Origin of the sequence: uncultured Butyricimonas sp. (assembly GCF_959596855.1) — a bacterium.
Classification (GTDB): Bacteria; Bacteroidota; Bacteroidia; order Bacteroidales; family Marinifilaceae; genus Butyricimonas; species Butyricimonas muris.
In genome coordinates, this window is the sequence record NZ_CAUFYA010000006.1 from 137,239 (window position 1) to 146,857 (window position 9,619).

The window sequence follows — 9,619 nt, forward strand, 5'->3', positions numbered from 1 at the left end:
TTGGTACACACGCGCACTACTTATTATTTTGACCGTATTACAATGTCCACGCATGTTGCCGAACCGAAGAACTTTTTGGCAACCTCGTGTACTACCTTGGCATTCAGTTTTTCAATCGGTTTCTCGAACATCACGGGAGAGTCGATATCTTTTCCCGTTTCCGCATAATATCGTAAGGCTTCCTGCCAATGGGCGTTCCCTCGGTTTTCCAGCATATTGGCACGTCCTTTTTTCATCATTAATACCATATCTTCCACGTCTTCCTCGTTTACACCTTCGGCGACGAGTTTGTCAATCTGCTCGTGGACGATGGCACGCATCCGGTCGCCTTTCTCCGTGTTGCTCTGGAAGTTGACGGCAATGGCTTGCGTGTGTGTCGGGTAAGCGTTATATGATGCGGCAACGTTTACCCCGTAGGCACCGCCCTCGTCTTCCCGGATGATATTCTGGTAACGGTTCGAGAGCACGAAACGAATCACGTCGATAGCCAAATCCTCCACGGGTTTTAATTTCAGCGTGTTCGTGAACTCGATGTTCGTCATGTACTTGTTGTCCGGGATATTAGCAGTGATGGTTTCCGTGATGGAACCTTCCTTTTTCAAGTCGTGTTGTACGGCTTTTTCAACCCGATGAATGGACGGGATGGCTCCCAAGTATTTCGCCACCAGTTTTTGTGCTTCTTCCCGTTGGATATTTCCTACCAGATAAAAGGTAAAGTCCGAGGCATCTTGGAAACGGTCATGATAGATGGCGACCATTTTGTCGTAATTCATGGCATCGTAGAATTTGGCATCCTGTTTCCACAAGCGGGGAGAGTCTTTTACCCGTAACTTTTGCATCTGTTCCGCTATCGTGTCATTCACCGTGCGGGGTGTGTTTTCCGCTTGTAGTTTGTTCAAATACACGAATTTGTCAAAATCATTCCGGTCGAACCGGGGATGCTCGAAGAACAAATAGATGATTTGGAGCAGCATTTCCATTTCGTTGTTATCACACACGCCGCTCACGCCCTCGAATGTTTCCCCGAGCGTGATATTGGGCTGCACGTGATGCCCTTTCAGTATCTCCTGCATCATCTGCACGTCGTGTTTGTACAATCCGGAATACATGGCTAGGGTAGATAATGCCGAGGCTGACGGCAGGTCTTCTGCCGGGAGCAATGACATCCCGCCGGAACTTTCACCCAACAGGCTCACCTTGATTCCGTTTTGGTCGCTGAATTTGTAGTATACTTTGCAGCCGTTCGACAACGTCCATTCCTCGGCATCCAGCATTTTGATCTGTTTGGTTTTCGCGATCTCTCCGCCTTTTACCTCGTAATCCAACAGGGGAACCGCTTTGATTTCCTCGGTAGCCGCCGCGGCTTCAACATTCTTGGCTGCCTGCATGATATTCACGATTTCCTCTTTTGTCGGGAAATCATAATCCGGGTCGTTGCCTTGCATGATAAATACCCAATTTTTGCTATCGTTGTTCCACGAGGCAATCCAGTCCTGTATATCCTTTGCCGTGAGTCCCGATAGTATTTCCCGCGACAGGGCGATGTCTTCTTCTATGCTCGTGATCGGTTTCCCTTCAAGGAAATTGTTTTGGTAGATTTGCACGTACACCTCGTTCGGGAACTTGTCCTTGTTTTTTTCCGTCTCGTCCAGTCCGGAGAGATATGCCGTGATTTGTTCCTTTACTTCCTTGTCGTTTATTCCATAGCGGTGAACGCGTTCCAGTTCTTCCATCAAATCTTTCAAGGCTTGCCGTTCCTTGTGCGGGTAAGCCTGCATGTAGATATTCCATCGGTCGTAATTCCGCACCAGTCCGCTGAAGCCGACCATGGTCTGCACGAACGCTGGGTCTTGCGTTTCGATATACTTTTGCAGGTATTTCTCCACGATCTGGTTGTAGAATATATTCATCAAATTCTCTTTCATCATCTCTTTCAGCGAGGCGGGTGGCGTTTGCCGTACCCGTTTGAGCAGCGTTATGGAAGATTCCGTCATTTCCTTGTCGAACACTTTCGTGTAAAACGGTTCGCTATTGTCCGGGATCTCGTACACTAACCGGGGTTTCGGGTTCTCCCGTTTCGGTATGGGGTTGAATAGACGCTGTATTTCGGCTTCTGTTTTGTCTGCATCGATGTCCCCGACAATGATCACGGCTTGCAGATCCGGACGGTAGAAGTCGTTGTAATAAGCCCGTAATTCTTCGGGAGTGAAGTTGTTTATGATTTCTTCGCTGCCGATGACGTTACGAGTGGCGTATTTGCTGTTATTGAAGACGAATGCGTCCGTTTGTTCTTTTACGCGGGCACCCAAGTTCCGGCGCATCCGGCGTTCTTCCCGGATAACTCCTCGCTCTTTATCAATCTCGTCCGGCTTGAGCAACAGGAAACCCGACCAGTCCTTCATCACGAGGATGCAGGAATCCAGCAGTTTTGTGTCATTCGTGGGAATCCCCGTCATGTAGTACACCGTTTCGTCCTGTCCCGTTTGTGCGTTAAAGCGAGTCACTCCCCGGCGTTTCAAGAAATTGGGAATCCCTTCCTTGAAACTCACGCTCCCGTTGAAAGCCATGTGCTCCAGGAAATGGGCAAGCCCGTTCTGGTTGTCCTCTTCCATGAGTGCTCCCACGTTTTGTACCAGATAAAAGTCTGCCTTCCCCGGCTGCATGGACGTATGGCGCACGTAGTAGGTTAACCCGTTGTTCAGTTTCCCGTGGCGGAACACGTTTGCTCTGTCTTGCGCGTGTAGTACTGCTGGGGTAAACAACCCGATAATACATATAAGGAGTAATATTTTTTTCATAAGCCTTGTAACGATTGTTGGATTCCTTGTTGGAGTTGTTGCATCTCCATTTTGTTCTCGATTTGCGCGCTCGCCAGGAATGCTTGGTTATAGGATTGCTTTGCTTTGGCGTTATCGCCCGTGTTTTTCAAGCAGTCCCCCATCATCATCAACAGGCGGGTACGATTTGACGCTCCCACGTTGTCGAATGTCAGGGCTTTGGCAATCCAGTTGATGCATCTCCGGTAAGCGTTTTCCGACAACTTTCCCTCGTACACGACGGCGATGTCTTGTAGGGGTTGGATGTAATCGTTCAACTCCGTCTTGTCCCCTTTTCCGGCAAGATAGGTATCCATCTTATCGAAGAAGGTATTATCGTCATGACGGTGGAGGCTGTATGTGGCATCGGCAAGTAACGTGAGGGCATCCAGAACCGAAAGGTTGCCAAATGAGAATTCCGAGTAAACATTTTTCAAATCTCCGTTCACCCGTTCGAGCCTTTTTTTATAATTGAGATCTCCTTTTTTACAAAGTTGAATGATATATGAATTATTCAACGAAACCAAGTAGCGGGCCACGTTATCTTTCCCGATTTCTTTGGCAAATTTGGAGTAGTTCTGTGCCATGTAATCGAAAATAGGGTCTTCCTTGGAAGTCGTGCGGTGGTACATGGTCAGTACCAAAAAATCCGTCTCGTTCGCCATGTTCTCGATTTTCTTGTTTTTCAAGTATTCCGGGAAAAGGCTTTCGATACGGGTTCCCCATTTCTGTTGGTTGTATCCCTGTTGCATGGCAATAAATGCCGGAGCCTCAATTAATAATAGTTGTTGCACGTCGAGGTCGTTTTTCTTCTTTTTGTATTTCTCGTACAATTGCTCGAAACTCAATTCTTCTCCTGTGGCAATCTTTGCTTCTTTAACAAGCGATTCGGCAGGAACGGTTCCCTGCACCCGGCGCAATTCTTTACCTTCCCGACTGATAAACACCATGGTCGGTAAAGCTGTTACGTTGTATTTCTTCGCGATGTTTTTGTTCTCTTGGGCATCCACGTCTACTTGTATGCACACGAAACGGGAGTTGAAAAAGTCTCCGACTTCTTTTTGCGTGAATACCTGACTTGCCATTGCCTTGCAAGGTCCGCACCATTCGGCGAAGAAGTCCACGAACAAATCTTTTTTCTCCTGTTGCGCTTTCTTCAAAGCCTCGTCAAATGTGCCTTTAAAAAGCGTCATTTGAGCCGATAGGTTTCCTAATGTTCCTAACATTAGGAACACCATCATGTAAAATATTTTTCTCATGTGTTATAAATAAAATTTTAAGAAAGATAGGTTGTGGTAAATTGAACTTACCACAACCTTTGTGTTTATTCTTCAATAGGTGTATCTGAATCTTCAGCTTTAACGAGGAATGTGAATACATCATTAAGAATCTTGGTTCTCCCTTCATTTTTTACTTCCAAAGTCACAGTATAAGTTCCGACAGGAACATCGACATTGAGATCTACATAGATGACTCCTCCACCCATTGTCCCCACGTAATTCATGAACTTGGCTGCATTTTCCGGATTTTCATTTTTAACACTGATCACCGTGTAAATTAGAGGTTCTGTGCCTTGTACTCCTTCTATTCGAGGCGTGGTCCATGGAAGATTAAAATCAATTTTGTTATGGTACTCCTCAATATGTTTGGCAATTACCTCCGGTGCATCCAGTCCCATTTCTTCAGCGATACGATCCAATTCATTCTTTATCTCTTCGATTTCATTAGTAATATCAAAAAGGGGCTCTTCGTATTTTTCCGACCATTCATAATAAACATCGAAATAATGGTCATAGTCAAAGTTGTCCGGGTCAGCGTCCATTTCGTCCTCTAAAGGCCCCAGCATTTCGTCGTAAGCATCTCTTGCTTCTTGAGATTTTTCTTTGTATTCGACTTCTAATTGAGCTAATTGATCTTGTTGTTCTGCCGTCTCTATTTTAAAAGTTTCTTGAAGATAATTCAATCGTTTAATCTCATTTTCAATATTGAAAATAGGCATCGTGTCTTGTGAGTAACCTGCTGTTGGGGCAACGAACAGATAGCCGACTGTTATGTCATGACAAGCGGAGAATAGAGAGGCTGTACCCAAAATAAGTAAATAGATTAAATTTTTCATTGTTCTTTAAGTTTTAAAAATTATCTATTTCAAAATCATATCCCATGGATTGTACCACTCCTGTATTTGTTTGAATATCGGTAGAGGCTACTCTCCAGTTGGAAGAGGTATTTAATCGGCGAGCGATAAACAATCTTTTTGCTCCGGCATCTTCTACTTCTTTGTAATCTTCCGGGTCCATCCATGCGAAAATTTGTCCTGATAGTGCGGGAAGTATAGTGCCTTTGTCTTCGATATACTCCCTGCCGTCAGATGTTTTTGTTCTTGAACCGAGAGGAATATCTTTTAGCATTAATCGTTGAGGAACGATCATTTTTTTCAATATAGATTCACACGTGCTTGCCGGGATGTCTGTCACTTTGTTCCAATAATCTTCGTCGTCCACGGCTTGCCCCGCCAGTTTGTTTTGATCTAGGGCATAATTGTGTTTCAACATATATCTTGCGATGGCAATATCGGTAATACCGAAAAAGGTAATTTGTTCGTGTGGTCCACTGCCATCGAAGATAGATTTCATCCCGGCATGTTCGATCATGATCATTGTGGAATCCCAGTCCACGGTTTGCCGTTGGAAATATTCCCACATGGAGCAATCATGTATTCCTTCTGCGACTCCTCCGTCGATATAATTATATTTCGTGCAGGAACACAAGCTGATTAAGAACAAGCATATTATTCCTATAAGTGTGTTTGTTATTTTAGATACCATGACCAATAAGTATTTTGTTTCATTAATGTATTCTTGTTAAATGCGCCAGAGCCGACGGGAAGATAGAGTGCGCCGTTTTTTACATCTTCGTCTGTTAATGTCTTGTAATTTCCCTTTAGTAAATCACGGTAGTACCCATTTCTTACGATGTCGTAATAGCGACAGGTTTCACCGAATAGTTCCCGGTCGCGTTCATCGAAGATTTCTTTTAACAAAACTTCTTTTTCCGTGGAACCGTTATACTTCAAGAGTCCGGCACGTTCCCGGATACGGTTTAAATCATTTACAGCATCCGTTCTTCCTAAATGTGCGCGACATTCTGCCCGTAACAGGATGAGATCAGCTAAACGCCAGTATATACTATTACCGTCCATTAATATGAGAAATCTGCCTTCCGGTGTACCTGCGTTGATTCCTGGGTTCACGGAATAAACGGGCTCACGCCATTTGTTGATGTAGGCAAATGTAGGCTGGAAAACTTCAAACGTGTTTTTTTCTAACTCCTCGTCATATACAGGGATATGAATCGTATCTCCAAGTCTGTACCAGTATTCTTTTCGGCGTAAATCTGTTTTTTGATACAATTTTTCTATGGTAGATACTTTGATTCGAGTGAGATAATTATTTGTTTCGATTTTCTTGGGATCAGTTGTCGTGTATGGGTAGTTAAGAAAATGTAAACCTTCACAGCTTTCGTTGAACCAGCCTTGCCAGAACCTCTCATCATCTTGTTCGTTTAATTCCATTGCATAGATTACTTCGGTCACGTCACGTTTGGAGCTCAAGGTGTTTTCTACGAGTTCTTTTAGGCTCACTAGATTGTAGTTTCCCGCTTTGCCATTTATTACCAGAGATGCTTCTTGTTCTGCTTTTTCCCAGTATTTTTCTTCGCCATAGAGACCGCCCATCCATGCATAGATGTTGGCGAGTAGCGTCCGTACAGTTCCGATACTTGCATATTGCCTGCTATAGACCTTCGTTCCTTTGCTATCTGTTAACTTATCGTGCGTGGGTAATATCAAGGCTTTTTCTGCTGCTCGAATGGCATAAGCTAATACCGTATCTACCGGACTTTTAGCAAGTGCTGTGGCATCTTCTGTCGAAGGAGCTATCGGGGCTTCCCCCCAGCGTCGAGCAATTTCGAAATACATTAATCCCTTGAGGAAATTAGCCTGTGCGATCCAGTAGTCTGCACGTTCTTCTGTTACATTCATAAAACGGTGTCGATTTTCTTCTAGCATATTGGCAAGATAAATTATGTGATAATAATTTCGCCATTGTATAGAATTCTTTCCTGCCGATGTTTCATATACATTGGGATCCAGTGTGCGGAAGAGTTCTAATTCTCTGCTCGTGTAATCGCAGTACATTGCGGCAAAATTTAATGCATTAAGGCTAGAGGGTGAAAATATCTTCCTTTCTGTTCCTAGCATTGTGATATAAATCTTCTCAACATCTTGTTCGTTTTGGAAATAATTGCGGTACGTCACAGAAATTTCCGACTCAACTTGTAGCCAGTCATTGCAAGAAAATAAAGGAAAAAACAGTGTAAGAAATATTAATTTTTTCATAATCACAGATTTTAGAAATTGACAGTTAACCCAACGGTGAATTTGCGCGGTAGCGGGTATGAACTTAAGTTGTCTATTCCCTTGGTAATATCCACTATCTCGGGATCGAGTCCGGAATAATTCGAGAGTAAAAATACGTTTTCTCCCGTGATGAATACACGGACTCCTCTAAGACCGAGTTTTTTTGTAATTCGTTCATGTAAGTTATATCCTAGTGTAAGTTGTTTCAAACGAACCATGTGCACATTCTCTATGTCGCAATCATATAGCCCGTTATATTGATTTTCTTCACTATATGATATTAAATTGGGATAATCCGTTTTTTTGCTATTAGGACTGGTCCACGAGTCGATGTGGCGAATATCATAAGTTATGGGTTCTCCCCCGCTGGTGGGTCTAAGGGCTATATCATCGTAAACTTTAAGGATATGTCTTCCCAGCGAGTAAGTAAAGAAAATATTTAAATCGAATTGCTTCCACTTGATCTCGTTGATAAATCCACCATGAGCCACGGGAAGAGGACTGGCTGCAAAGTATCTGTCTTTGTCAGACATGATAACCCCATCGTTATTCAAGTCGATAATTTTTCGCATTCCGGGAAAGTAAACACCCCTGAGCGTACGAAGAGGCTTGGGGAAACCATAGGATTGCGGGTAATATGGAATTTCGTCTATAGAATTGTAAAAACCGTCTGTTTTGTAAACTTTAATATTGTACAAAGATTTTCCGATGACATTTTCCAGAAAATCGAATCCGTCACTACTTTTTTCAAAACGATTCCAGTTACGAGAGGCGTTCAGTTTCATTCGCCACTTCACGGCAGTTTCCCGGAAAATATCTGCGGTTAATTCCAACTCCAGTCCTTCATTCGATACCGCAAGAGCATTTTGCCATTGGAAATCTTGAAAGTTCCAGTCTCCGGGAAGAGTGATTCTTTGTAATTGTCCTTTCGTGTAACGGTAATAATAATCAATAGTCATCTTGATGCGGTAATCTAGAAAACTTAGATCCAAGCCGATATCGTATTGATCTGTTTTTTCCCAGCTTAATTTTCGGTTTAATAATCCTCCGGTTACATCTGGAGCCATACCTCTAGTGCCTAAAAAAGATTCATATACGCTTGCCATTAATCCGTGTGCCAGATAGGGCTGATTGAATTTCTGCCCGGAACGTCCCCAGCTTGCCCGTATTTTGCCAAAACTTAACCAATAAAGCGGTTTCATAAATGATTCGTCTGAGAATGCCCAACCTGCCGCAACGGAAGGGAAGGTAGCCCAGCGTACGTCCTCTCCGAACACAGATGAGCCATCCCGTCGAATAGTCGCTTCCAGCATATATTTTTCTTTATAATTATATCGTAATCGACCGAAATAACTATTCATCCGTTGTTCTTCAAGACTGGATTCATATTTGTAAGCTGACACCCAAGTCGGGTTTTTATCTTTATCGGCACCATCGTTTTTATTCAATAGACCATCGCTGTTTCCCCATTTTCCAGTAGCATAATGTACGTAATCATTAGGACCTCCTGTTGCTTCCCCTTGATTCGAATAATTTTGGTCTTTTTGGAAAGATAAACCCAGTAAAATATTGAAATGATGATCTTGTTTAACTTTAAAGTCATAAGTCAGCAGGTTTTCATTCAAAATAGAGATGTTTTTTGCTATGGTTCCCCTGGTAAAAGACTGATGGTAATTTTTGTCTGCAGTACTTGGTTTGAAATTATTCTGATTTTGTTGATTATAATCAATTCCACCGGATATCCGCAGGTTCAAACCTCTGATTATCTCGTAGTCCAGCACAAGATTGTAACGTAAGGAATAACTTTGATTTTTTTCTATATTGGCATTAAGGTCTTTTAGTAAGTATTCTTTCACGTATTTGCTACCGGGTAACAATGACGATTGCCTCATGGGATCTACCGTGATGCCTTCTATTTTTTGTCCTGTACCTCCTTTTCCACCACGACTCCGGTCGCTATATGAAAGTGAGAGTTGATTATTGAGTTGGAGGCGTTTCGAGGGATTTGCTTGTAAGTTTGTGACTACATTTATGCGTTCGAAATCGCTTCCGAGCATGATACCTTCTTCTTTATAATATCCTGCTCCTACCATATAATTCATATTTTCTCCTCCTCCGCTTGCTTGTAAGTTCGCGTTGTACACGTTTGCTGTACGGTAGATATATCTCCACCAGTCTGTAGAATTATTGTAGAACTCGTTCAAACTATCCTGTAAGGCGTAAGCATTATTTGCTGCTTCTCGGTTTCCGAAAAAGTAGTTGTACATGGGAGCGAATAGACCTTTTTCAAAATAGTACACGTCTTTGTATGAAGTAGGGAATTTCAATTTCCCGTCTTTTCCGTCATAAGGAGAAATAGAATTACGAAAAGCTCGTAAATTGTAAT

General features: G+C 42.9%; 6 protein-coding genes. All 6 read right to left on the bottom strand.

Annotated features, from left to right (window positions below; translation table 11 throughout):
• Positions 1 to 23: 23 nt before the first annotated feature.
• Positions 24 to 2,798, bottom strand: a complete 2,775-nt coding sequence (locus Q5866_RS04550) for a pitrilysin family protein (RefSeq protein WP_303179118.1) — start codon at positions 2,796 to 2,798, stop codon at positions 24 to 26.
• Complete coding sequence (locus tag Q5866_RS04555; RefSeq protein WP_303179119.1) at positions 2,795 to 4,075, bottom strand: thioredoxin family protein; 1,281 nt, start codon at positions 4,073 to 4,075, stop codon at positions 2,795 to 2,797. Before Q5866_RS04555 ends, Q5866_RS04550 begins: the two co-directional genes overlap by 4 nt.
• A gap of 65 nt (positions 4,076 to 4,140) precedes the next feature.
• The gene (locus Q5866_RS04560) at positions 4,141 to 4,932 is read right to left on the bottom strand and encodes a hypothetical protein (RefSeq protein ID WP_303179121.1); all 792 of its coding nucleotides are present in this window, start codon (positions 4,930 to 4,932) and stop codon (positions 4,141 to 4,143) included.
• Positions 4,933 to 4,945: 13 nt separating this feature from the next.
• Positions 4,946 to 5,641, bottom strand: a complete 696-nt coding sequence (locus Q5866_RS04565) for a hypothetical protein (protein ID WP_303179122.1) — start codon at positions 5,639 to 5,641, stop codon at positions 4,946 to 4,948.
• On the bottom strand, positions 5,626 to 7,212 hold the full coding sequence (locus Q5866_RS04570) for a RagB/SusD family nutrient uptake outer membrane protein (RefSeq protein ID WP_303179124.1): 1,587 nt from the start codon (positions 7,210 to 7,212) through the stop codon (positions 5,626 to 5,628). The genes Q5866_RS04565 and Q5866_RS04570 overlap by 16 nt, the downstream gene beginning before the upstream one ends.
• 11 nt (positions 7,213 to 7,223) lie before the next feature.
• A partial coding sequence (locus Q5866_RS04575; protein ID WP_303179125.1) for a SusC/RagA family TonB-linked outer membrane protein occupies positions 7,224 to 9,619 on the bottom strand: 2,396 nt, incomplete at its 5' end.

Excerpts from the sequence above, each read along its gene's own strand:
- Q5866_RS04550 (WP_303179118.1), bottom strand. The coding sequence starts at position 2,798 with ATGAAAAAAATATTACTCCTTATATGTATTATCGGGTTGTTTACCCCA.
- Q5866_RS04555 (WP_303179119.1), bottom strand. The coding sequence starts at position 4,075 with ATGAGAAAAATATTTTACATGATGGTGTTCCTAATGTTAGGAACATTA.
- Q5866_RS04560 (WP_303179121.1), bottom strand. The coding sequence starts at position 4,932 with ATGAAAAATTTAATCTATTTACTTATTTTGGGTACAGCCTCTCTATTC.
- Q5866_RS04565 (WP_303179122.1), bottom strand. The coding sequence starts at position 5,641 with ATGGTATCTAAAATAACAAACACACTTATAGGAATAATATGCTTGTTC.
- Q5866_RS04570 (WP_303179124.1), bottom strand. The coding sequence starts at position 7,212 with ATGAAAAAATTAATATTTCTTACACTGTTTTTTCCTTTATTTTCTTGC.